Annotated in this window: 20 protein-coding genes and 2 tRNA genes; 5 read left to right on the forward strand and 17 right to left on the reverse strand. The window is 72.0% G+C overall.

All coding sequences use genetic code 11. From position 1 onward, the window contains the following. Window positions 1-79: 79 nt before the first annotated feature. Window positions 80-2,950 (reverse strand): leucine--tRNA ligase, encoded by a 2,871-nt coding sequence (leuS, locus tag TNCT1_RS15510; protein ID WP_143632211.1) that lies wholly within the window; start codon window positions 2,948-2,950, stop codon window positions 80-82. Between the two features lie 429 nt (window positions 2,951-3,379). Here leuS and TNCT1_RS15515 point away from each other — a divergent pair, with 429 nt between their 5' ends. Both TNCT1_RS15515 and TNCT1_RS15520 read left to right on the forward strand, forming a co-directional pair. Next, complete coding sequence (locus TNCT1_RS15515) at window positions 3,380-4,666, forward strand: cytochrome b/b6 domain-containing protein (protein ID WP_174266308.1); 1,287 nt, start codon at window positions 3,380-3,382, stop codon at window positions 4,664-4,666. Further along, window positions 4,663-6,273 carry an NADH-quinone oxidoreductase subunit NuoF family protein gene (locus TNCT1_RS15520; protein ID WP_143632213.1) on the forward strand — a complete coding sequence of 537 codons (1,611 nt, stop codon included), beginning with the start codon at window positions 4,663-4,665 and terminating at the stop codon, window positions 6,271-6,273. Before TNCT1_RS15515 ends, TNCT1_RS15520 begins: the two co-directional genes overlap by 4 nt. A 202-nt stretch (window positions 6,274-6,475) precedes the next feature. Here the strand turns inward: TNCT1_RS15520 and TNCT1_RS15525 are convergent. Beyond that, window positions 6,476-6,548, reverse strand: a tRNA-Ala gene (locus TNCT1_RS15525). Between the two features lie 102 nt (window positions 6,549-6,650). On the opposite strand from TNCT1_RS15525, the gene TNCT1_RS15530 reads away from it, so the two are divergent. Further along, the gene (locus TNCT1_RS15530; protein ID WP_143632215.1) at window positions 6,651-7,907 is read left to right on the forward strand and encodes a glycosyltransferase 87 family protein; all 1,257 of its coding nucleotides are present in this window, start codon (window positions 6,651-6,653) and stop codon (window positions 7,905-7,907) included. Here the strand turns inward: TNCT1_RS15530 and TNCT1_RS15535 are convergent. From TNCT1_RS15535 to TNCT1_RS35835, 9 genes are all read right to left on the reverse strand, one after another. After that, entirely contained in the window at window positions 7,886-8,119 is a 234-nt protein-coding gene (locus tag TNCT1_RS15535) for a hypothetical protein (protein ID WP_006136074.1), read from the reverse strand. The genes TNCT1_RS15530 and TNCT1_RS15535 overlap by 22 nt on opposite strands. 3 nt (window positions 8,120-8,122) lie before the next feature. Continuing rightward, the gene (locus TNCT1_RS15540; RefSeq protein ID WP_143632218.1) at window positions 8,123-8,296 is read right to left on the reverse strand and encodes a hypothetical protein; all 174 of its coding nucleotides are present in this window, start codon (window positions 8,294-8,296) and stop codon (window positions 8,123-8,125) included. Between the two features lie 355 nt (window positions 8,297-8,651). Continuing rightward, window positions 8,652-8,724 (reverse strand) — tRNA-Ala (locus tag TNCT1_RS15545). A gap of 130 nt (window positions 8,725-8,854) precedes the next feature. Continuing rightward, entirely contained in the window at window positions 8,855-9,523 is a 669-nt protein-coding gene (locus TNCT1_RS15550) for a histidine phosphatase family protein (RefSeq protein ID WP_143632220.1), read from the reverse strand. Continuing rightward, window positions 9,520-9,966: a ribosome silencing factor gene (gene rsfS, locus TNCT1_RS15555; protein WP_143632222.1), complete on the reverse strand. Its 447-nt coding sequence runs from the start codon at window positions 9,964-9,966 to the stop codon at window positions 9,520-9,522. Before rsfS ends, TNCT1_RS15550 begins: the two co-directional genes overlap by 4 nt. A 101-nt stretch (window positions 9,967-10,067) precedes the next feature. Next, complete coding sequence (locus TNCT1_RS15560; RefSeq protein ID WP_143632224.1) at window positions 10,068-11,825, reverse strand: LCP family protein; 1,758 nt, start codon at window positions 11,823-11,825, stop codon at window positions 10,068-10,070. 16 nt (window positions 11,826-11,841) lie between these two features. Continuing rightward, window positions 11,842-12,504, reverse strand: coding sequence for a nicotinate-nucleotide adenylyltransferase (nadD, locus tag TNCT1_RS15565; RefSeq protein WP_143632226.1), 663 nt, complete (start codon window positions 12,502-12,504; stop codon window positions 11,842-11,844). 56 nt (window positions 12,505-12,560) lie between these two features. Then, window positions 12,561-12,725 (reverse strand): hypothetical protein, encoded by a 165-nt coding sequence (locus TNCT1_RS15570; protein ID WP_143632228.1) that lies wholly within the window; start codon window positions 12,723-12,725, stop codon window positions 12,561-12,563. A gap of 140 nt (window positions 12,726-12,865) precedes the next feature. Next, window positions 12,866-13,030, reverse strand: coding sequence for a hypothetical protein (locus tag TNCT1_RS35835; protein WP_174266309.1), 165 nt, complete (start codon window positions 13,028-13,030; stop codon window positions 12,866-12,868). 102 nt (window positions 13,031-13,132) lie between these two features. On the opposite strand from TNCT1_RS35835, the gene TNCT1_RS15575 reads away from it, so the two are divergent. Beyond that, window positions 13,133-14,275 (forward strand): M48 family metallopeptidase, encoded by a 1,143-nt coding sequence (locus TNCT1_RS15575; protein WP_143632230.1) that lies wholly within the window; start codon window positions 13,133-13,135, stop codon window positions 14,273-14,275. A 175-nt stretch (window positions 14,276-14,450) separates the two neighbouring features. Here TNCT1_RS15575 and TNCT1_RS15580 read toward each other — a convergent pair whose 3' ends face one another. The 5 genes from TNCT1_RS15580 to proB form a co-directional block, all read right to left on the reverse strand. Beyond that, window positions 14,451-15,521, reverse strand: coding sequence for a hypothetical protein (locus tag TNCT1_RS15580; protein ID WP_143632232.1), 1,071 nt, complete (start codon window positions 15,519-15,521; stop codon window positions 14,451-14,453). Window positions 15,522-15,610: 89 nt separating this feature from the next. Then, window positions 15,611-16,204 (reverse strand): hypothetical protein, encoded by a 594-nt coding sequence (locus tag TNCT1_RS15585; RefSeq protein WP_174266310.1) that lies wholly within the window; start codon window positions 16,202-16,204, stop codon window positions 15,611-15,613. Between the two features lie 82 nt (window positions 16,205-16,286). Then, window positions 16,287-17,573: a glutamate-5-semialdehyde dehydrogenase gene (locus TNCT1_RS15590; RefSeq protein WP_143632237.1), complete on the reverse strand. Its 1,287-nt coding sequence runs from the start codon at window positions 17,571-17,573 to the stop codon at window positions 16,287-16,289. A gap of 175 nt (window positions 17,574-17,748) precedes the next feature. Then, window positions 17,749-18,183, reverse strand: a complete 435-nt coding sequence (locus tag TNCT1_RS15595) for a hypothetical protein (protein ID WP_143632241.1) — start codon at window positions 18,181-18,183, stop codon at window positions 17,749-17,751. Between the two features lie 160 nt (window positions 18,184-18,343). Continuing rightward, window positions 18,344-19,459: a glutamate 5-kinase gene (gene proB / locus TNCT1_RS15600; RefSeq protein ID WP_143632544.1), complete on the reverse strand. Its 1,116-nt coding sequence runs from the start codon at window positions 19,457-19,459 to the stop codon at window positions 18,344-18,346. A gap of 231 nt (window positions 19,460-19,690) precedes the next feature. Between proB and TNCT1_RS15605 the strand changes: the two genes are divergently transcribed. Next, entirely contained in the window at window positions 19,691-21,097 is a 1,407-nt protein-coding gene (locus TNCT1_RS15605; RefSeq protein ID WP_143632244.1) for a polysaccharide pyruvyl transferase family protein, read from the forward strand. A 28-nt stretch (window positions 21,098-21,125) separates the two neighbouring features. Here the strand turns inward: TNCT1_RS15605 and TNCT1_RS15610 are convergent, their stop codons facing one another. Further along, window positions 21,126-22,331 (reverse strand): glycosyltransferase, encoded by a 1,206-nt coding sequence (locus tag TNCT1_RS15610; RefSeq protein ID WP_268894172.1) that lies wholly within the window; start codon window positions 22,329-22,331, stop codon window positions 21,126-21,128. Window positions 22,332-22,556: the final 225 nt, after the last annotated feature.

Below are 22,556 nucleotides of genomic sequence, written 5' to 3' on the forward strand. Positions count from 1 at the left end.
AACCCCGAACCTGCCCGTAGGGGACTACCCCGAGGTGCCGGGCACCTCGGTTCCCGGCACGCTCACGCGGGCCGCGCGGTCACGCCGTGACGATGTTCACCAGCTTGGGAGCGCGCACGATCACCTTGCGGACGGCCGCGCCGTCCAGTGCGGCGACGACCTTCTCGTCGGACAGCGCCGCCTTCTCCAGCTCCTCCGCCGAGACGGACGGCGACACCTCCAGCCGGGCCTTGACCTTGCCCTTGATCTGCACGACGCAGGTCACGGTCTCGTCCACCACGTACCGCGGGTCGGCGACCGGGAAGTCCCGGTGGACGACCGAGTCGGTGTGGCCCAGCTTGCGCCACAGTTCCTCGGCGACGTGCGGGGCCAGCGGGGCGACCATCAGCACCAGCGGCTCGGCGACCGAGCGCGGCACCTGGCCGCCCGTCTTCGTCAGGTGGTTGTTCAGCTCCGTCACCTTGGCGATGGCGGTGTTGAAGCGCAGGCCCTCCAGGTCCTGGCGCACGCCGTCGATCGCCTTGTGCAGGGCGCGCAGCGTCTCCTCGCCGGGCTCGGCGTCGGTGACGGTGACCTCGCCGGTGTTCTCGTCGACGACGTTGCGCCACAGCCGCTGCAGCAGCCGGAACTGACCGACCACCGCGCGCGTGTCCCAGGGCCGGGAGACGTCCAGGGGGCCCATCGCCATCTCGTACAGGCGCAGGGTGTCGGCGCCGTACTCGGCGGCGATCTCGTCCGGGGTCACCGCGTTCTTCAGGGACTTGCCCATCTTGCCCAGCAGGCGGGTGACCTTCTCGCCCTGGTAGTAGTACGCGCCGTCCCGCTCCTCGACCTCGGCGGCCGGGACCGCGATGCCGCGGCTGTCGCGGTAGACGTAGGCCTGGATCATGCCCTGGTTGAACAGCTTGTGGAACGGCTCGGCGGAGGAGACGTGCCCCAGGTCGAACAGGACCTTGGACCAGAAGCGCGCGTACAGCAGGTGCAGCACGGCGTGCTCGGCGCCGCCGACGTACAGGTCGACACCGCCGTGCGGCAGGCCCTCGCGCGGGCCCATCCAGTAGCGCTCGATCTCCGGGTCGACCAGCTCGCGGTCGTTGTGCGGGTCCAGGTAGCGGAACTCGTACCAGCAGGAACCGGCCCAGTTGGGCATGGTGTTGGTCTCGCGGCGGTACTTCTTCGGCCCGTCGCCCAGGTCCAGGGTGACGTTCACCCAGTCCTCGTTGCGCGACAGCGGCGTCTCGGGCTGGGTGTCGGCGTCGTCCGGGTCGAAGGTGCGCGGGCTGTAGTCCTCGACCTCGGGCAGCTCCAGCGGCAGCATCGACTCGGGCAGCGCGTGGGCGACGCCGTCCTCGTCATAGACGATCGGGAAGGGCTCGCCCCAGTAGCGCTGGCGGCTGAACAGCCAGTCGCGCAGGCGGAAGTTGACGGTGCCCTCGCCGATGCCCCGGCTCTGCAGCCACTCGGTGACGCGGGCCTTGGCCTCGGCGACGCCCAGGCCGTCCAGGGAGATCTCGTCGTTGGCCGAGTTGATGATCTTCGCGTCGTAGGAGGCGAAGGCGTTCTCCCACGTCGAGGTGTCGGTGCCGCGGTCGTCGGTCGGCTCGACGATGCAGTGGATCGGCAGCTCGAAGGCGCGCGCGAACTCGAAGTCACGCTGGTCGCCGGCCGGCACGGCCATGATCGCGCCGGTGCCGTAGCCCATCAGGACGTAGTCGGCGATGAAGACGGGGACCTGCTCGCCGTTGACCGGGTTGGTGGCGTACGCGCCGATGAAGACGCCGGTCTTGTCCTTGGCCTCGGCCTGCCGCTCGACGTCCGACTTGGAGGCGGCCTGCGCGCGGTAGGCGGCGACGGCCTCGGCGGGCGTGGCGTGGCCGCCGGTCCACACCTCGTGGGTGCCCTCGGGCCAGGCCTGCGGGGTGAACTTCTCGACCAGCGGGTGCTCGGGCGCCAGCACCATGTAGGTCGCGCCGAACAGGGTGTCGGGGCGGGTGGTGAAGACGGTGATGCGCTCGCCGTCGATCGGGAAGTCGACGCGGGCGCCCTCGGAGCGGCCGATCCAGTTGCGCTGCTGCAGCTTGATGGCCTCGGGCCAGTCCAGCTCCTCCAGGTCGTCCAGCAGCCTGTCGGCGTACGCGGTGATGCGCATGTTCCACTGGCGCAGCTTGGCCTTGAAGACCGGGTAGTTGCCGCGCTCGGAGCGCCCGTCGGCGGTGACCTCCTCGTTGGCCAGCACGGTGCCCAGACCGGGGCACCAGTTGACCGGCGCGTCGGAGGCGTAGGCCAGGCGGTACTCGCCCAGGACCTCGGCGCGCTCGACGGCGTTCAGCTCGTGCCAGGAGCGCCCGCCGGGCACCGCGCGCTCACCGGACTCGAACCGGGCGACCAGTTCGGAGACGGGGCGCGCCCTGCCGGCCTCGTCGTCGTACCAGGAGTTGAAGATCTGCAGGAAGATCCACTGGGTCCACTTGTAGTACTCGGGGTCGATCGTGGCGAACGACCGGCGCTTGTCGTGGCCCAGGCCCAGCCGGCGCAGCTGGGCCTTCATGTTCTCGATGTTGGCCTCGGTGGACACGCGCGGGTGCGTGCCGGTCTGCACGGCGTACTGCTCGGCGGGCAGGCCGAAGGCGTCAAAGCCCAGGGTGTGCAGGACGTTGTGGCCGGTCATCCGCTGGAACCGGGCGTAGACGTCGGTGGCGATGTAGCCCAGGGGGTGGCCGACGTGCAGGCCCGCACCGGAGGGGTACGGGAACATGTCCATGATGAACTTCTTGGGCCGCGCGGCCAGCTCGGGGTCGCCCGCCAGGTCGCCCTTGGGGTTCGGCGCCGCGTAGGTGCCGTCGGCGTCCCAGAAGTCCTGCCAGCGTGCCTCGATCTCGGCCGCCATGGCGGCCGTGTAGCGGTGCGGCGCGGCCACCTCGGCGGTGGCAGCGGGGTTCGTCTCGCTCATGATCCTCAAAGCTCCATCGATCGTCTCTGCCTGCGGCTGCCTGCGGCTGTGACACTCAGGAAACGAAAAATCCCCTCGCACAGGAGGGGACGCCGCGCCGATGCCGACCACACGGTTCGACCGGTGGGTCGGTACTGATCAGCGCGGCCCGCTAAGCAGAAGGCGTACGGCACGCATGGCGCTAGGGTACCGCAGCCCTTGAGCAAGCCGCGACGCGCTTCCGTATGTCTGGTGGACATGACACAACGCCCCGTCCGCCACTGAACCAAGGTCAGAGATTACTTCGCGTAACAGCCGCTAAGGGACACCATCCCAGGCGCATTGTCCTTTGATAACAACGCAATAACTCAAAGCTCCTACTGATCGGTATGGCGCCACTTAGAGTTCGGCAGCGGGACCGCTTTCCCGAAACTGCTCGGAGTTGCCCCCATGAACCCTCGTCGTAGTAACAGCTCGCTCCCCAAACCGGGCCGGTCGGCCTACGGGGTGGCGTCCGCCGTCGTCCTGCTGCTCATACCGGTGGTCGTGCTGGTCGGAGGCAGCCAGTTCCGCGAGTTCCTCAACTTCGGCGCGGGCGTGCTGTCACTGGTCTCGCTCAGCTGCTCGGTGATCTGGGGGTTGTTCGCCCAGGACCGGATCTTCCTGAACACGCGCCAGCGGATCATCGGCCAGGCGGTGCACCGCACGACCGCGGTCGCCTCCATCGCGTTCCTGCTGCTGCACATCACCACCAAGATCGCGCTCGACCACACCAAGCTGATCGCCGCGGTCATCCCGTTCTCGCTCGGCGTCACCGGAAGCGCCGGCCTGATCGGCCTGGGCTCGCTGGCGGGCCTGCTGATGATCTTCGTCGGGGTCACCGGCGCCCTGCGCAGCAACTTCGCCACCCCGGCGCCCGTCGCCGCCCGCTGGCGCGCGATGCACATGCTGGCCTACCCGGCCTGGTGCGCGGCCCTCGTGCACGGGCTCTACGCGGGTCGCCAGGCCAAGCCGGTCTTCGTGATCCTCTACAGCCTGTCGCTGCTCGGCGTGATGGGCGCGCTGGCGCTGCGCTCGGCCCCGCGCCCCGTCAAGCGCAAGGTCGCCGACCGGCTCGTCGCGGTGCTGGGCAGCTCGGAGCGGCGGGGCCTGGACGAGCTGGACGCCAGCCGCTCGCGGGCCGCCGAGTCCGCCCTGCCGGGCTTCGAGCGCGAGCCGAGGCCGTCGTTCGCCGGCAGGCAGGCCGGGCCCGCGTCCGCGCCGCTGTACCAGACCCCCGTAGCACCCGCCGCCGAGCCCGCGTCCGGCTTCGCGGCCGCCTACCGGGCGGTGTCCACGCCGGCCGGTTCCCGGCAGCCGTTCGCGGCCGACCGGACCGCGCGCATGGACCTGCCCACGGACCTGCGGGCCACGGAGGCCATGCCGCGCGTCGACGGCCCCTCCAGCACCTCGGGGAGCTGGCCGATCCCGTCCCCGCCGCCGGTCGGCGAGGCCCCGCCGTCGGCCTACGACCCGCTGCAGGACACCGGATACACCATCCCGGCCTACGGCGATCCGGGCGCCGGCGGGTACGGCGGACGTGATGTGTACGACACCGGTGAGACGAACGCCGCCTACGGGACGTACAACTCGGGTGACACGTTCAACGGCGGTCCCGCCACCGAAACAAACCCCGGCACGTACGACACGCCGGGTTCGGGCGAACCCTGGAACACGCCTTCCGGAGGCTATAGGTGAACGAGGCCCTGCCCGACGTCCCGGAGGTCCGCGTGGTCGGCCTTCCCGTGCTCACGTCGGGCTTCGACCTTGTGGAGCGGCTGGACCTGCCCATGCACCTGAAGGTGCACGGGCCGCTCGACCCGCTGGGCGGCGAACAGCTGGCCCAGCTCGCCGAGCGCATCGGCCTCAAGGGCCGCGGCGGCGCGGGCTTCCCCTTCCACAGGAAGCTGCGCTCGGTCGCCGAGTCGGCGATCAAGCGCGGGGTGCGGCCGGTCGTCGTCGTCAACGGCAGTGAGGACGAACCGGCCTGCCGCAAGGACACGGTGCTCATCAACCGCGCCCCGCACCTCATCCTGGACGGCGCCCTGCTGTGCGCCGAGGCGCTCGGCGCCCGCACGCTCGTGATCGGGGTCACCCGGGAGTCCACGCAGCGCTCCATGGAGGCGGCGCTGGCCGAGCGCGGCCTGAGCAACAGCCGCAGGTCGGCGCTGCGGGCGTGGGTGCAGCGCAACCCGGTCCGCATGGTCACCGGCGCCGCCGCCTCGCTGATCCGCTCGGTCGACGGCGGTCCGGCGATCCCGCCCGGCCGCAAGATCAGCGCCTCGCAGAGCGGCGTCGGCGGGGCGCCCACGCTGCTGTCGAACGCCGAGACCTTCGCGCAGCTCGCCATCGCGGCCCGGATCGGCCCCGAGCGCTACGGCAACACCGGCCTGTACGACGAGCCGGGCACCGTCATGCTCACCGTCTCCGGGGCGGTCGCCCGGCCGATGGTGATCGAGGTCCCCACCGGCGTGCCGCTGCGCTACGTCCTGCAGCTCGCGGGCGCCCCGCCGGTGCCGCAGGGCGTGCTGACCGGCGGCTACCACGGCAAGTGGATCGACGCCGCGACTGTCGACGAGGCGATCGTCTCCCGCAACTCCCTTGACGCGGTGGGCGGTTCGCTGGGCGCGGGCGCGATCCTGCCGATCAGCCAGGAGACCTGCCCGCTGGGCGAGTCGCTGCGGGTGGCCCAGTGGCTGGCCGAGGAGAGCGCCGGCCAGTGCGGCCCCTGCTACCTGGGGCTGCCCGCCGCCGCGCGCGGCCTGGAGGACATCCTGAACGGCGGCGGACCGGCCGCGCTGGAGGCGCTGAAGCAGGTCGCGAAGAACGTGAAGCGGCGCGGGGCGTGTTCGCACCCGGACGGCTCCGCGATGTTCCTCGAGTCGACCATCAAGGCGTTCACCGACGACCTGGCCGCGCACGTCCTCGGCAACGGCTGCGGACGGCCCGTGGAGGGCGTGCTGCCGCTCTTCGAGGGGGGCAGGGCGCCGACGGGCATCCCGGGCGGCGCGGAGCCGGAGGAGACCGGCGCCAGCCGCCAGAAGATCCACGTCGACTGGACCCTGTGCCGGGGCCACGGCCTGTGTGCCGACATCCTCCCCGAGGTCTTCGAACTCGGCGCGGACGGCTTCCCGACGGTGGCGCAGGCTCAGGTGCCGCGCTACGCCGAGGCGAAGGCGCTGCGCGCGGTGCGCCGCTGCCCCGCGCTGGCGCTGCGCATCGAGGAGGACACCCGCGGCCAGGCTCCGTCGCGCAACCTGCCCGTCCTCTCCCAGGGCCGCGGCCGGCGGGCCCTCGGCCGCTGACGGCACGGCGGCGGGCCGCGCACCGCGCGCCGTGCGCCGGCGGGTCGCCCGGACCGGGTGGCCCGCCGGCGTCGTGCGGGTGCGTCGGGCGCACACGCGCGTGCGCGTGCGGTAAGACACACGCGTGCGTGCGCGTCCGGAAGACAATGGGGAACACGTCGAAGGCGGATCATCCGTTCGGATGATCCGCCTTCGATTTCTGTGGAGCTAAGGAGAATTGAACTCCTGACCTCCTGCATGCCATGCAGGCGCTCTACCAACTGAGCTATAGCCCCTTGTTTTGTTCCGCCCGGTTTCCCCGGCGGCGACGCCAACATTACACGGTCCCCGGGGTGCAGTACCAAATCGGTTTCCGCTTGACTCCGGTACGGGGGCTAATGTCTGCTTTCGTGACCCTGTCCGCGTTCCCCGTGTTCCCCGCGGCCCGGCGCCGCGTGCCCGTGGCGGCGGGCGCGTGCCTGGTGTCGTTCACGGCGTTCTGGCTGGCCCAGCGGGCCGCGCACGTGTCGATGATCGACCTGATGGTGTACCGGGCCGAGGGCGCCGCCGTCCGCGCGGGCGGCGACCTGTACGCGCTGCGGGCAACCGCCGCGCACCTGCAGCCCACCTACCCCCCGTTCGCGGCCCTGCTGTTCACGCCGTTGACGCTGCCGGACACCGCGACCCTGCGCACGCTGGCCACGGCCGGGAACCTGGTCCTGCTGCTGGTGTTCGTACGGCTGTCCCTGCGGCTCGCCGGCCACACGCGCGCGGAGAGCGTCTGGTGGGTGGCGGCGGCGGCCGTCTGGTGCGAGCCGGTGTGGACGACCCTGCGCTACGGGCAGGTCAACCTGCTGCTGGCCACGGCGGTGCTGTGGGACCTGACCCGCCACGCCGCAGGCGGCCGCGGCCGGGACCGGTGGGCCGGTACGGGGCTCGGCCTGGCCGCCGCGGTGAAGCTGACGCCGGCGCTGTTCGCGGTGTTCCTGCTGATCACGGGGCTCGTGGCCCGGCTGCGGGGCGGCGACGGGGAGCCTTGGCTGCGGCACGCGCGCGGGGCGGCCGTCGCGTTCGCCGGGGCCACGCTGCTGGCGGCGGCCGTCCTGCCGCACGACTCGTGGCGGTTCTGGACGGACGCGGTGTTCCGCTCGGACCGCGTCGGGCACGCCGAGGAGGCCGCCAACCAGGCCCTGCGCGGCGTTCTGGCGCGCCTGCTGCACACTCCGGATCCGGGGACCGTCTGGGCGGCCCTGGCGGCCGTGACGGTCGCAGCGGGGCTCGCGGTGGCGGTGGCGGCGGAGCTGCGCGGGATGCGGGCCTGGGCGGTGTGCTGCTGCGCCGTCACCGCGCTGCTGGTCAGCCCGGTGTCGTGGACACACCACTGGGTGTGGTGCGTGCCGGTGGTGCTGGTGCTGTGGACGCGCGGGCGCCGGGCGGCGGCCCTGGGCACGGCCCTGGTGTTCTGCTCGTACGTCCCCTGGTGGGTGCCGCACGGTGCGGCGCGGCCCGAACTGCACCAGAGCGGCGCGCAGATGACGCTCTCGGCCCTCTACGCGGCCGCGGCCGCGCTGTTCCTGGCGCTGGCCCGGGCCGCGACATCGTTGCCGGGACGACGGCAGGGGCCAGGGGTGCGTCAAGCGGTGACGAAGGAGTAGAACCTCTTGAGCGTGCAGTGCTCCTCGAGCAGACGGCCGTAGATCGGCTCGCCCTCCAGCTCGCGGTAGGTCTCGATCGGGTCGCCTTTTATGATCAGCGCCCGCGCGCATTCCTCGCACCAGTACTGGTAGTCGGGATTGATCGGCTCCATGTCACGGACGATCGGCGTACCACTGCCGCACCAGTCGCACTTTCGCCTGTGTGCACCCATCGATCAGCTCCAGCTGTGGCCGCAGGCCGTGCACACGTAGGAGATTCCGCCGTTGTCGCCGAGCACTTGCGCCACATGCCCGGAACCGCAGGAAGGGCAGCTGAGCCGGGTGGTCGTGTCCCGTATCAACGCAGCATCGAGGAGGTGGCCGACCTCCCCAAGGATGCTCGCAGGCATCGCTACTCCTCCCGTCGGGCCGCGCCATCCTTCCGGCCGTTTGATTCTGCCACGGCCGGGCCAATACGGTCAGCGACGCCTCGGTACCGGTCCGGACACGGCGGCCGGGGCCGGCCGCTGTCCGCGCGCCCACCGAGAACGCCTCCGCGTAGATATACGCCCGCGGGACCCCGGGTGACTCAAGCCGGCACCGGACCAGTGTGCCCAACGCCGCCCCGCCCGGTCAGCCGGACGGGCCGGGAGGACGGGGACGGGCCACTCCTGGGACAGTCGCCGTAACACAGAGGATCCCGCCCCCTGAGGGGGACGGGATCCTCATCACCGATCTCTGACAACTCGACAGAGTGTCGATCCGTGGAGCTAAGGAGAATTGAACTCCTGACCTCCTGCATGCCATGCAGGCGCTCTACCAACTGAGCTATAGCCCCTTGTCCCACGCGGCGAGCCGCATGGTGTTTCGCCCCGCTCGGCGGGGCGAACAAGAAGAACTTTAGCCTGTGACCTGCCGGAAAGTGAAATCCGGGACCCCGTGCCGGGAACGGCGGGCCCGAGAGCCGCTCAGTCGTCGTCGCCCAGGACGGGCTCCGGGAGGGTGCCCGCGTTGTGCTCCAGCAGGCGCCAGCCCCGGGCGCCCTGGCCGAGCACGGACCAGCAGCAGTTGGAGAGGCCGCCGAGGCTCTCCCAGTGCGGGGCCTCGAGGCCGAGGAGCCGGCCGATGGTGGTGCGGATGGTGCCGCCGTGGCTGACGACCACGAGGGTGCCGTCCTCGGGCAGCTTCTCGGCGTGCCGCAGCACGACGGGGGCGGCCCGGTCGGCGACCTCGGTCTCCAGCTCGCCGCCGCCCCGGCGGATCGCCTCGCCGCGCTTCCAGGCGGCGTACTCCTCGCCGTGGCGGCTGATGATCTCGTCGTGCGTGAGCCCCTGCCAGACGCCCGCGTAGGTCTCGCGCAGGCCTTCCTCACGGGTGACGTCGAGGCCGGTGAGGGCGGCCAGCTCGGCGGCCGTGTCGGCGGCCCGCTGCAGGTCGCTGGAGACGATCGCGTCGGGCCGCAGGGAGGCGAGCAGCCGGGCGGCCCGGCGGGCCTGCCCGACACCCGTCTCGGTCAGCGCGACGTCCGTGCTGCCCTGGAAGCGGCGCTCGACGTTCCACGAGGTCTGGCCGTGCCGCCACAGGATGATGCGGCGGCCCCGGCCGGTGCGGTCGGTCACCTCGGCGGTGGCGCTCATCGCCAGTCCCCGTCCGGCTCCTCGGCGGCCTCGGCGGCCTGCAGCTTGGCGTGCTCCTCGGCCTTGCCGCGGGTGGCCTTGGCGTCGGCGGGCAGCTCGAGCTCGGGGCAGTCCTTCCACAGCCGCTCCAGGGCGTAGAAGACGCGCTCCTCGCTGTGCTGGACGTGGACGACGATGTCGACGTAGTCGAGCAGGATCCAGCGGGACTCGCGGTCGCCCTCGCGGCGTACGGGCTTGGCGCCCAGTTCCTTCAGCAGGCGCTCCTCGATCTCGTCGACGATCGCCCGGACCTGGCGGTCGTTCGGCGCGGAGGCCAGCAGGAATGCGTCCGTGATCGACAGCACGTCGCTGACGTCGTAGGCGATGACGTCGTGCGCGAGCTTGTCGGCCGCCGCCTGGGCGGCGGTGTTGATGAGGTCGAGGGAACGATCGGTGGCGGTCACTACGCGGCTTTCGGTCGGCGGTCTGTTGACCTCAAGGGTCTCACGGACCGCCTGGCGCACCCCACGTGATTACGGCATCACGTGGGGTGCCCCGGCCGCGGTCAGGAGGACGCGGGCCGGTAGTCGCCGCCGAGGACGACCGAGACGTCGGCGCCGGAGGACACGGCGCCCTTGGCCACGGAGCCGGCGGGCAGCCCCAGGGTCTTGGCGACCTCGGCGGCGTTCGCCTTGTCGGCGGCGTCGGCGTAGAGCACCTGGGAGGTGGTCCGGCTGCCTGCGGCGGTGCCGCCCTCGAGGAAGGTGAAGCCGCCGTTGAGCAGCACCACGCGGGCCTTCTCCGTGTTGTCCTTGGCGCCGGTGGCGTTCTGGACGGAGACCCGGACCGCGGACCCCGCGTCGGGGCTCTTGGCGGTGCCGCCCAGGACCTTCCTGACCACGCTGTCGCTGGTGGCGGCGCTCAGGGTGCCGTCGGGCTGCACGGGCAGCAGGGCCGTCCGGTAGTCGCCGCCCTTGGCGAGTTCGGCGAGGGCGGCCAGGAAGGCGCCGAGGTCCTTGTCGGTCAGCGGCGGGTCGAGGATCTGCGCCAGGGTCTGCACGGTGGTGGTGGCGGCCGCGGGCTCGGAGGAGAGCTTGCGCAGCACGCCGGTCATGACCTGCCCGAACCGCTCCAGCTGGGCGTTCTGGGACTCGCCGGACGCGCGGTAGGTGGCGTAGGCGACGGCCATCTTGCCGCTGAGGGTCTGCGCCTTGCCCTGGTGGACCAGGATCGTGGAGCCCTTCTTCTTGGCGTCCGGGTCGGGCACGTCGGTGTCCGTGTCGATGTCGATGTTGCCGACCAGGTCGACGAGGTTCTGCAGGTAGGGGGTGTCCAGGCGCCAGGTGCCCTGGATGCTGGTCCCGAGGACGGTGTCGAGCTGGTCGCGGGTGCCGGAGGAGCCGTCGTCGTCCACGGACTTGGCGAGCGTCGTGGTGGAGCCGTCGTCGCCGCTCAGCGCGAGGGAGTTGGGCAGCAGGACGGTGGTGCCCTGCTTGGTGGTGGTGTTGTCGACCAGCAGTGCCGTGGAGGTGCCGGATCCGCCGGTGTTGTGCAGGTGGACGACGATCACGTCGCGCTTCTGGGCGCCCGCAGGCGTGGCGGCGCCCGTCTTCTGGCCGGAAGAGGACAGGCCGGGCAGTTTCCCGGCGAACCACAGGTAGCCGACGCCGGCCACGGCGACGAGGGCGAGGACGACGACGACGGCGATGATCCGGCTGCGGGCGCGGCGGCGGGCCTCCTCGCGGCGCTCGGTGCGGTTCTCCGTGAACTTCAGCCAGTCGATGACGTCCTCGGAGTCGCCGTCGGGCTCCTCGACGAAGGCGAACTGCTCGGCGCCGTCGTCCGGTTCCCCGGTGGCCGCGGGCGGCTCGTGGGTCTCCGGTCCGCGCGGGCCGGCGGGGCCGGCCTGCTGGGGGATGTGGGCGGTCTGCTCGGTGACCCGGGGCTGCTGCCCGCTCCTCGCGGCCTGCCCGTAGGGGTCGTATTCGGCGCCGGCGCCCTGGCCGCCGGCGCCGTAGGCGTCGTACGGGGCCTGCGTGCCGTACGGGTCGTAGGAGGGCGCGGCGTGCTGCTGCCCGCCGGTGTCGTAGGCGTCGTAGGACTGCGGCTGCCGGGGCGCCTCGTAGGACTGCGGCTGCCGTGGGCCGGTGGCGTACGGGTCGTAGCCGTAGCCCTGCTGGGCGTACGGGTCGTAGGACTGCTGCTGTGGCGCCTGCTGTGCCGGGATCTGCCGGTACACGGGCTGCCCGTACTCGTCGTAGCCGACGAGTTCGTACGGGGCGGCGCCGTGGGCGGCGTCGTCCGCGTCGTATCGGTCGTTCACCGGTGCCCCTCTCGGCTCACTCGCCGCGGTACAGCTCGCGCTTGTCGATGTAACGCACGACTCCGTCCGGCACCATGTACCAGATGGGGTCGCCCTTGGCGACTCTCGCACGGCAGTCCGTCGAGGAGATGGCGAGCGCGGGAACCTCGACGAGCGAGACGCCGCCCTCGGGCAGCCCCGGGTCCGTCAGGTGGTGGCCGGGGCGGGTGACGCCGATGAAGTGCGCGAGGGAGAACAGCTCCTCGGAGTCGCGCCAGGTGAGGATCTGGCCGAGGGCGTCGGCACCGGTGATGAAGAACAGGTCGGTGTCCGGGTTGAGGGCCCGCAGGTCGCGCAGGGTGTCCACGGTGTAGGTGGGGCCGCCGCGGTCGAGGTCGATGCGGCTGACGGAGAACTGCGGGTTCTCGGCGGTGGCGATGACCGTCATCAGGTAGCGGTCCTCGGCCGGCGAGACGTTGCGGTGGGACTTCTGCCACGGCTGACCGGTGGGCACGAACACCACCTCGTCCAGCTGGAACTGGGCGGCGACCTCGCTGGCCGCCACGAGGTGCCCGTGGTGGATCGGGTCGAACGTTCCGCCCATGACGCCGAGGCGGCGCTTGCCCGTGCGGGCTGGGCCGTTGCCCGGGCGGGGCACCGGGGTGTGCGCCGGGCCGGTGGGCATGTCCTGCTCTTCCATGCGTGCAGACCCTACCGGCCCGGTCCGTGGGCCCTGGCCGGGGACGGGGTCCCGGATCAGCGGTCGCGGTTGAAGCGGGTGGTGATCCAGAGCAGCAGCAGCAGGACGATCAGGGCGCCGCCGCCGGTGACCGCCGGGTTCAGGCTGTTGTGGTTGCCGCCGTGCTCCCCACCCTCGGCGGCGAGGGTGACCAGCTGGGCGGCGGCGAGGTGGAGGCTCATCGGCAGGACCTATCGCGTGTGGGCGGCATGAAGATGTCGGCTCATCGTAAGCGGGCGGCCCGGCGGCGATCACCCCGACTCCGCCGTCACGGCGGGCGCCGGGCGCCGGGCGGGCCGCCGCGGGGAACTTCCGCGGCCCCTCAGTCGTCCTTCTGCTTGTAGCCGCGCAGCAGGAACCATGCGGTCAGCGCGCAGCCGAGGAACATCACGATCAGGACGATGCGGAGCAGGTTGCCCGATCCGTGCTGCTGGACTGCGGTGCCGGCGGCCTCGGTCAGCCAGGTGGCCGGGGGGCGGTACTCCATGACGTGGTCTCCTTCGCTGTACTGCCCGTCCACGGTAACTCCGCCTAGGCTGGCCCTCGCCTCGGGGGCGACGGTGGCACTGACACGCACATGGGGGAAGACATGTCCGACGACGGCCGTGAGCAGACCGGGCGCGAGCACGTGCCCAGCAGGCAGCGCAGGCGCTTCCCGGGGATCTCCTCGCGCGCGTACGAGCATCCGGCCGACCGGTCGGCCCTGGTGGCGCTGCGCAAGCTGAGCGGCTTCGACACCGTGTTCAAGGCGCTCAGCGGGCTGCTGCCGGAGCGGAGCCTGCGGCTGCTGTTCCTGTCCGACTCGGTGCGCGTCTCGGAGCGGCAGTTCGCGCACCTGCACGACATGCTGCTGGACGCCTGCTACATCCTGGACCTGGAGAAGGTCCCGCCGATGTACGTCACGCAGGACCCGCAGCCGAACGCGATGTGCATCGGCCTGGACGAGCCGGTCATCGTGCTCACCACCGGCCTCGTCGAGCTGCTCGACGAGGAGGAGATGCGGGCGGTCGTCGGGCACGAGGTGGGGCACGCCCTGTCCGGACACTCGGTGTACCGCACGGTCCTGCTGTTCCTGACGACGCTGGCCCTGAAGGTCGCCTGGATACCGCTGGGCAACCTCGCGGTCATGGCGCTGGTGACGGCGCTCAGGGAGTGGTTCCGCAAGTCGGAGCTGTCGGCGGACCGGGCCGGGCTGCTGGTGGGCCAGGATCTGCGGGCCTCCATGCGCGGCCTGATGAAGCTGGCGGGCGGCAACCACCTGCACGAGATGAACGTGGACGCGTTCCTGGAGCAGGCCGAGGAGTACGACGCGGGCGGCGACCTGCGCGACTCGGTGCTGAAGATCCTGAACGTGCTGCCCCGCTCGCACCCCTTCGCCACCATCCGGGCGGCGGAGCTGAAGAGGTGGGCCGAGTCGCGGGACCACCAGCGGCTGATGGACGGCCACTACCCGCGGCGCAGCGAGGACAAGGACGCCTCGGTCGGCGACTCCTTCCGCGAGTCCGCCGCGAGCTACAAGAGCGATGTGAAGGGCTCCAAGGACCCGCTGATGAAGCTGGTCACGGACCTCGCGGGCGGCGCCGGCGACCTCGGCGGCCGGGTCCGCCGCGGCTTCGACGGCTTCCGCAGTCCGGCCCCGCCTAAGGACGGACCGCAGAACGGGGACGGACCGCAGAACGGGGACGGACCGCAAGACGGGCCGCGGGGCGCGTCCGGGCAGGACGGGGAGTAGCGCCGGACCCCAACGGCGACGGGGCCCGGCCGGGACGTCGGTCCCGGCCTCAGGGCCTCGGCGTGCGGGCTTCGGCGTCAGGGCCTCGGTGTCCGGACTTCGGCCTCAGGGCCCTCGGCGTGCGGGCTTCGGCGTCGAAGCCTGGGCGTCAGGGCTTCGGCGTCAGGCCTCGGCCTCAGGGCTTCGGCTGGGCCGCCGCGGCCAGCGTGCCGCACAGGGCCGTGGCGCCGTCGGCGGCGTAAGGGTCGGTGCCCGCCGGGCCGCCGCCGCGTGCGGTCTGGCCGGCCAGCAGGGGGCGCAGGTAGGAGGTGGCGTCCTCGGCGCAGGACAGCGGGCCCGCCTGGGTGTGGGAGCTGCCCAGCCGGATCTGGCCGACACGCAGGTCGTCGGGGGTGAACCGGAAGGCCAGCTCACGGCGGACGGTGAAGAGGGAGACCGCGGCGCCGACGGCGGCGCCTGCCGGCCGCAGGGCGTAGACGAAGACCGCGTCGGCGCTGATCTCCAGCACGGACGCGTCGGTCTCGTCGGCCCGCAGGGTGCCCTGGGCGCGGATCCGGTCGTCGGCCAGGCGCGCGCGGGAGGGGTCGATGCGGACCAGCCAGCCGGTCGGGGCGTGGCGGCCGTCCGCCGCCGGGTGGTCGAAGCCGCGGTCGAACTGGTCGAGCTGGTCGGAGTCGACCAGGGACCTCACCGGCCGGACCTGGCGGCCGGTGAGCACGTCGGGGTCGAGGGAGGAGCGGACCAAATAGTTCCTGGCGATGCTCAGCGCGGCGGTGACCTGGCTGTCCGAGAAGTGCGCGGTGCCACGGGAGGCGGGCAGCGGGATTCCCTCGGCGCCGGCCTCGAAGTGGGCGGCCGGGCTGTGCGCGTACAGGTACTCGGCGTCGGCGGCGCCCGGCACCTTGCCCGGCGGGACCAGCGGGATGACGGTCATCCGCAGCGGTTCGGCGGGGCGCCGGGCCTGCGGGGCGCCGTAGGGGTGGCGGACGCCCATGTAGACCGCGGTGCAGAAGGCGACGGCGATCAGCAGCAGGAGGAGCAGGGCCTGCCGGGTCAGTCCCCGGCGCAGTCCCGGACGGCGGCGCACGGCGGGCGCGTGGTCGGTCATGCGCTCCTGCGCGGAGTACTCCTGGAGCCGGGCAGCACGGACGAACGATTCGTCGAAGACGACGGATCGGTACTCGTCCTCACCACCTGCGGGGCCGCCCTCGGGTGTCCCCTCCGGTGGGTCTCCAGGCCCGCCCATACTTTCAGGGTGGGTTCCGGCGGCCTACGGTAAACGCGCCGCCGTACGACAAGTTCTGACAGGTTCTCACCAGGAACGCGGGGTGTCCGTCAGCGGGACGGCGGGACCGCCGAGACCGCCGGCCGGACGGTGCCGGCGGAGGGGCGCGCCGCCGCTCCCTGCTCCAGGCCGGTGGAGGCCGGTGACGGCATCCGGTCGCGGGTACCGGAGGAGGCGCCCCGGTAGACGGCGGCGAAGGCCAGCGCGACCATGCCGATGCCCATCACCAGCGCGAGCACCCAGGCGACGGGCCGGTGCCAGCGGACCTGCTTGCCGTAGGGCCAGAAGGCGCCGTGGTGATCGCCGGGGGCCTGGTCGTCGTCGTACTCGCCGTCGTCCCGGTCATGCCCGGGTCCGCCGCCCTCGTGGCCGTAGCCGTCGTCGTAGCCGTCGGCTCCGGCGTGGGCGCGGCGGGCTTCCGCCTCGGAGGCCTCGGCTCTGGCCTGGGCCGCGGCCAGGAGGCGTTCGACGGCGGTCGGCTCGTGCACCACGGCCGCCCGCACGAAGGCCTCGTCGAAGACCACGGAGGCGAACTCTTCGTCCGACACCCCGCGGTCGTGGTCGTCGTCGGGCTCCCGGCCGTCCGAGAACGGCGTGCCCCCCACGTCCTCCGGCACGCGTCCAGAGTAGTCCTGGGGGGTCAATTTGGGCAGACGGTACGGAAATTCATCCGCCTGCCGAGACGCCTTCCCGCCGGGTCCGCCCGCCGGCGGGCGCGCGTCCCCGTCAGCGGCGCACGTGCCCGTCGCCGGTGACGATGTACTTCGTGCTGGTCAGCTCCGGCAGCCCCATCGGGCCGCGGGCGTGCAGCTTCTGGGTGGAGATGCCGATCTCCGCGCCGAAGCCGAACTGGCCGCCGTCGGTGAACCGGGTGGAGGCGTTCACGGCGACGGTGGTGGAGTCGACCAGCTGGGTGAAGCGGCGGGCCGCCTGCTGGGAGGTGGTGACGATCGCCTCGGTGTGCCCGGAGGTCCACAGCCGGATGTGCTCGACCGCCTTGTCGAGGGAGTCCACGACGGCGGCGGCGATGTCGTACGACAGGTACTCGGTCTCCCAGTCCTCCGGGGTCGCCTCGACCACGGTGGCCCTGGACTCCTTGGCGTGGGCCAGCACCCGCTCGTCGCCGTGCACGGTGACGCCCGCATCGGCCAGGGCGTCGAGGGCCCGCGGCAGGAACTCGGCGGCGATGTCCTGGTGCACCAGGAGGGTCTCGGCGGCGTTGCAGACGCTGACCCGCTGGGCCTTGGAGTTGATCAGGATCTCGATCGCCATGTCGATGTCGGCCTGCGCGTCGACGTAGACGTGGCAGTTGCCGGTGCCGGTCTCGATGACGGGCACCACGGACTCGCTGACCACCGTCCGGATCAGGGAGGCGCCGCCGCGCGGGATGAGCACGTCGACGAGGCCGCGGGCGCGCATCAGCTCGCGGACGGAGTCACGGCTCTCGCCCGGCACGAGCTGGACGGCGTCCGCGGGCAGCCCGGCGCCGCCGACCGCGTCCCGGATCACCCGGACGAGGGCGGTGTTGGACTCGTAGGCGGAGGCCGAGCCGCGCAGCAGGACGGCGTTGCCGGACTTCAGGCACAGCGCGGCGGCGTCCACGGTGACGTTGGGGCGGGCCTCGTAGACGATGCCGACCACGCCGAGCGGGACGCGGACCTGGCGCAGGTCGATGCCGTTGGGGAGGGTGGAGCCGCGCACCACCTCGCCGACCGGGTCGGGCAGCTTCGCGACGTCGCGGACGTCGGAGGCGATGGCGCGGACGCGCTCGGGGGTGAGGGTGAGCCGGTCGACCACGGACTCGCTGGTGCCGTTCTCGCGGGCCTTGGCCACGTCCTGGGCGTTGGCCTCGACGATCTCGCCGGTCCGGACCTCCAGGGCGTCGGCGATGGCGAGCAGCGCGTCGTCCTTCACGGCGCGCGGGAGCGGCGCGAGGTCGGCGGCGGCGGCCTTGGCCCGGTAGGCGGCCTGGGTGACCGGGGACATGGAGTCGTACGGCGAGAGCGTGGTCATGGTGGGAAGGGTAGTGCGCGGCGGCGGGCCGTTCAGCCGTCGTCCCACACCGCGAGACGGGTCAAATGGGGGTGAAGCCGCCGCGGAACCGTGCCGTGGAGGCGCGCCGCGGAACCGGGCCGTGGAGGCGCACCGCGCAACCGGGCCGTGGCACCGGCCCGCGGCACCCGGCCGTTCAGAACGGGTGCACCCCTACCGGGGTCGCGGGCGCGGGGCCGTAGCCCTCGGCGATGCGCTGGTGGTACGTCTCGCGGTCGATGACCTCCAGGCCGACGATCTCCCAGGCCGGCAGCCCCGCGGTCTGCCGGTGCTCGCCCCACAGCCGCAGCGCGACGGCGGCCGCGTCGTGCAGGTCGCGGGCCTCCTCCCAGTACCGGATCTCCGCGTGGTCGCCGGCGTATCTGCTGGTCAGCAGGAAGGGGTGGTCTTGGGCGAGCTGCTCGAGGGCGCGCCGCAGGTCGGGCAGCGGCACCTGCTGCCCGGAGACACTGAGGGTGACGTGCCACAGCCGGGGCAGGTCCCTGGGTGCCTCGCGCTGTTCACAGGCCTCTCCGGCCGCGACGCTCGTCAGAGCACCGCGGGACGCCGTCCCGGGGCGCACTCGTCTCACGACGGCCTCCTTCACGCATGGCCCTTGACGGAACGTGTCCCAGCAACATGTCCCCGAGAGAAAGTTGAGCAGGCCGCCGGGCTCCGCGGGGCGGTTTTACGGAACGTCCCCCACCGGGGGCGTTCCGTACGCCCTGTTCCACGAGGTTGCGCGAGTGGCCCTACGGGTGCGCGGGGTGCAGCAGAACCAGGTCGTCCCGGTGCACGACCTCGCGTTCGTAGGCCGGGCCCAGCTCGCGCGCCAGCTCCCGGGTCGAACGCCCGATCAGCTGGGGGATCTCCTTGGCGTCGAAGTTGACGAGTCCCCGGGCCACCGCGCGCCCCGTGCCGTCGCGCAGTTCGACCGGGTCGCCGGCGCTGAACTCGCCCTCCACGGCGGCGATGCCGGCGGGCAGCAGCGAGGTGCGGCGTTCGACGACCGCCCGGACGGCGCCGTCGTCGAGGGTGAGCGCGCCCTGCGGCGTGGAGGCGTGCTGGAGCCACAGCAGCCGGTCGGCGGAGCGCCTGCCGGTGGGGTGGAAGTACGTGCCGGTGTCGCCGCCGTTCAGCGCGTCCGCCGCGTGCACGGCGCTGGTCAGCACCACCGGGATGCCCGCGGCGGCGGCGATCCGGGCGGCCTCGACCTTGGTGACCATGCCGCCGGTGCCGACCCCGGCCTTGCCGGCGCTGCCGATCTCCACCTCGGCGAGGTCCCCGGGGCCGCGCACCTCGGCTATCCGCGAGGTGCCCGGCTTGCTCGGGTCCCCGTCGTAGACGCCGTCGACGTCGGAGAGCAGCACCAGCAGGTCGGCGTGGACGAGGTGGGCGACCAGGGCGGCGAGGCGGTCGTTGTCGCCGAAGCGGATCTCGTCGGTGGCGACGGTGTCGTTCTCGTTGACCACCGGCAGGGCGCCCATCGCCAGCAGCTTGTCCAGCGTGCGCGAGGCGTTGCGGTGGTGCGCGCGGCGGCTCATGTCGTCGCTGGTCAGCAGCACCTGGCCGACCCGGACGCCGTAGCGGGCGAGGGAGGCGGTGTAGCGGGCGACGAGCAGGCCCTGGCCGACGCTGGCGGCGGCCTGCTGGCGGGCCAGGTCCCTGGGGCGGCGGCGCAGGCCCAGCGGCGCGAGTCCGGCCGCGATGGCTCCCGAGGAGACCAGGACGATCTCCCGCTCCCCTCCCCCGCGCACCTTGGCGAGGACGTCCACGAGGGCGTCGACGCGGTCGGCGTCCAGGCCGCCCGCGGCGGTGGTCAGCGACGAGGAGCCCACCTTGACTACGATCCTGCGGGCCGTGCCCACGGCCTGCCTTGCCTCGGTCACCTTGCCTGCTGTCCCCTCGCCCCGTACCGGCCGCCTCGAGCGGCGAACGCCGCCTGTGCGGCAATTTACGCGAAGGGGGCCGGACGGTGCGCGTCGGTCCAGTCCCCGGACAGGCGGACGGTAACCGGTTGCTCACGTATCGCGTACGGCAAAAAGGTTGTACCCATTGCCTATAGAAATTAAACGCTTCACCAACTTTAATTGACTGTCGTGTCATCTACCGTTCGCCATCCCAAGCGCATCCTCCTCCGGTCGGGCAAGAGTCCGTATGACGTCTTCTCCGTGGAGCAGGCCCTCCACCAGGACGTCATCGCCACCAACTCCGGCAACCTGATCTTCCAGGACGCCGCCCACAAGATCCTCGAGACACCGGACACCGAGGTGTTCTCGAACGGCGGACGTACCGAGGTGGCCGCTGCGGCGCGCATCAACGCGGAGTACGACGCGTTCGTGGTGCCGCTCGCCAACGCCTTCCGCCCGTCCTTCGAGGTCGCCCTGCAGCGGCTGACCCGGCTGATCTCCAAGCTGCGCATCCCCGTGGTGGTGCTCGGCGTCGGCGCGCAGACCGGCGTGGGCTACGACGCGGCCCGGCTGAAGCGAATCGAGCCGACCGTGCGCGACTTCTGCTCGGCGGTGCTGGAGCGCAGCGCCTCGATCGGCGTGCGCGGCGAGTTCACCGAGCAGTACCTGCGGGACATGGGCTTCAAGGACATCGAGGTCATCGGCTGCCCGTCCCTGTTCATGCACGGCCGTGAACTCGACGTGCGCAAGAAGACCGACGGTCTGACGGCCGAGTCGCGCATCGCGATCAACGGCTCGCACAGCGCGGTGGGCAAGCAGGGGCTGGGCCGGGTCATCAGCCGCACCCACGAGCGCTACCCCAATCTGCGTTTCATCGGGCAGAACCTCAGCGACGCCCGGCAGCTGCACTGGCGCGATCTGTCCGACCCGGTCGCCTCCCGGGTGACCGCGATGCCCACGCACCCTGACCACCCGATGTACCGGGAGGACAAGGTGCGGGTGTACGTCGACCCGATCACCTGGATCGACGAGCTGCGCCCCTTCGACTTCTCCTTCGGCTCCCGCATCCACGGCAACATCGCGGCACTGCTCGCCGGGACGCCCGCGACGGTGCTGTGCGGGGACTCGCGCACGCTGGAGCTGTGCCGCTACTTCGAGATCCCGCACCAGTTGCTGGAGAAGGTCGGCAAGGACCTGGAGGCGACGGACCCGGCCCGGCTGTACGAGCAGGCCGATTTCAGCGGTCTCGTCGGCAACCACGCGGAGCGGTTCGACCGGTTCACCGCCTTCCTGGACAAGAACGGGCTGCAGAACACCTTCACGCACGGCGACGGCGGCGCCGCCTTCGACAAGCGGATGCGGTCGCTGTCGTTCCCGCCGGGCGTGCGCCCGTGGAACGACACGGACCTCACGTCGCTCACCACCCGGTTCGGCTGGCTGCACACCCAGGTCGGCGAGCTGTCCAAGGACAACGAGCGGCTGCGGCGGGAGGTGGCACGGGCCAAGCGGGTCAAGGACACCGTCCCCGCGCCCGCGGCCTCCGTCTACCGGCGCGCCCGCCGCGTGGTCGGCCGGGCTCTGCACCCGGGCAAGTAGCGCGGGCCCGGCGCGGCGCCGGCCGGTCTCAGGCCGCCGCCGCGCCGATCCGGGCGCTCGGCAGCAGCCGCCTGATCCTGCGCAGTGCCCGGCGCGGGAGGGAGTGGGCGGCCGGCTCGCGGTATCCGGGGAAGGCGCGGGCCTCCTTGGGTCCGGCGAGGTAGACGGCGTCGGGGACGCCGGCCCCCTCGGACCGGAAGTACGGGTAGGCGAGGTACACACGGGTGCCGCGCCGCTCCAGCAGGGCCGCGGCCTGCTTTCCGGACCGTATGAACTCGACCACCTCCAGCAGCGGCTCGGTGCGCTGTTCGGCCACCAGGTGCAGCCGCAGCCGCTCGTGGACCTTCAGCCGGCGGGCCACCCCCGGGGTCCAGTAGGCCTCCATCAGCGGCCGGGCCAGTTCGAGCTTGTCCTGGCGGACCGCCTCGTCGTCCTTGAGGAACCTGGGCCCGAACTGCGGCAGCAGGGTGATGAGGAAGGGCCGGACCATCAGTTCGTCGCGCCGGGCGCCGGCCGGGACCATGTCGGCGATGAGCTTCATCAGGGCGCGCGCGGAGTCGAAGCGCAGCGTGTAGCCGCCGGTCTTCGTCACGTGCTTGCCGTCCTCGCGGCCCACCAGGTAGTAGCAGGTGTAGTCGGCGAGCACGGAGACGCCGTCCGCCCGCAGGTAGGCCTCCAGGGTGAAGAGCGCGTCCTCGCCGGTCCACAGCGACTCGTCGAACCGCATGCCGTGCCGCTCCAGCAGCGCGCGGCGGAACAGCTTCTGCGCGCTCAGCGTGAACTTGATGTTGGAGGAGAAGACGTCGGTCCGTTCGAGGGTCCGGCCGAACATGGACTTCGGCGGGGTGCGGTTGACGCCCTCGACCCGGCCGAGCACGACGTCGGTGCCGTTGCGGTCGGCCATGGCGACCATGCGTTCCAGCGCTTCGGCGCCGAGCCGGTCGTCGGCGTCGAGGAAGAAGACGTAGCGTCCGGCCGCCTTGCCGAGGCCGACGTTGCGCGGGCCGCTGGGGCTGCCGGAGTTCTCCTGGCGGACGACGGTCACCGGCATCCCGGCGCGGGCCGCGAACTGCTCCAGGTACTCCCCCGTGCCGTCCGTCGAGCCGTCGTCGACCGCGATGACCTCCATGCGCGCCGGTCCGATGGTCTGCGCCTCGACCGACGCCAGGCAGTCGACCAGGTAGGGCATCGCTTCGTACGCCCCGATGACGACGGTCACATCAGGCTGCGTCACGACGGTCACGGCTCTCCCTTGTTCGTGGGACTTTTCCCCCGAATCGCATCATTAGCAACGAGTAAGACGGGTTCCCGTCCAAGGCGGTTGCCTGACATCGAGTAATGAGTGAGCCACGCCACACGGAGTGGAACGGCCGCAACCGAAAGTACGCACGCCCGGTAAGAGCCGCTCATCGGTGTGGCAGGGGGTCGGTAAGGAGACGTGAAAAAGGGCCGGCCCCCG

The organism is Streptomyces sp. 1-11, from assembly GCF_007176755.1.
Taxonomy (GTDB): Bacteria; Actinomycetota; Actinomycetes; order Streptomycetales; family Streptomycetaceae; genus Streptomyces.